Origin of the sequence: Piscibacillus sp. B03 (assembly GCF_052246295.1) — a bacterium.
Lineage (GTDB): Bacteria > Bacillota > Bacilli > Bacillales > Alkalibacillaceae > Piscibacillus.
This window is the reverse complement of record NZ_JBQQCO010000097.1, coordinates 1-875: the sequence shown is the minus strand read 5'-3', so window position 1 is coordinate 875 and position 875 is coordinate 1. Positions and strand designations below refer to the sequence as shown.

The 875-nt window shown below is 39.3% G+C and carries 1 protein-coding gene; it reads left to right on the top strand.

The window, feature by feature from the left end; translation table 11 throughout:
• Window positions 1-672, top strand: a 672-nt coding sequence (locus ACTWQB_RS17365) for a M23 family metallopeptidase (protein WP_443140401.1), incomplete at its 5' end; no start/stop codon positions are given.
• Between the last annotated feature and the right edge of the window lie 203 nt (window positions 673-875).

Below are 875 nucleotides of genomic sequence, written 5' to 3'. Positions count from 1 at the left end.
GAATATTTTGTTGAAGATAACATAGATTTTGTTGCGGATTACTCTAAGTTAGAAGCGACATTATTTGAATATGGATACGATCAAAATGATATAGAATTTGTGGAAGTCATTTATAATCAATCCGTAGAACAAAATCAAATGCAGTATTCTGAATGGGCCTCAACGGGTTCAACTGGTGGTACAGGGGGAACAACAAATCCAGGATTAGCCCCAATGCCCAGTGTAGATGATGGCGAGTTTACAAAACCAACCATTGGAGTTATTACATCTCCATATGGTTATCGTATTCACCCTATATCGGGAAAACCAAGTTTTCATAGAGGTATAGATATAGCCCCTACAGATGGCTCCATGCCAGCCGTTGTAGCAGTAGCAGATGGAACGGTAAGGTTAGTTAAGTGGGATGCTGGTGGATATGGACATTGGGTTGTCATCACGCATGAGTTTAATGGCCAAATTTATGAGTCCCAGTATGCTCACTTACACTCCCATAATGTGTCCGTTGGTCAGAAGGTCAAAAAAGGTGAGCAAATAGGTATTATGGGTACAACAGGTGGTTCCACGGGTGTGCATTTGCATTTTGAAATGCATTTAGGTCATTGGAATGGTGATGCTTCGTCATTTAATCCTCTTGCAAACGACCAAGGTATTGAATTTGTTATAACGCAGTAAGAGAGGTGATTACACTGTCGTCTACTATTAAATGGTTAATAGGTGGTTCGCTAGCTATAGGGATATTCTTTTTCATTTGGTATATGATTACTTTATTTGAAGGAGAAGAAGTCGAACCGCAACGTATGTGGACACAAATGGAAGATGAATATGAAGCTTTACGCTCGGGTCAAGAAATAGATTATGATAATAGCATATTGGAT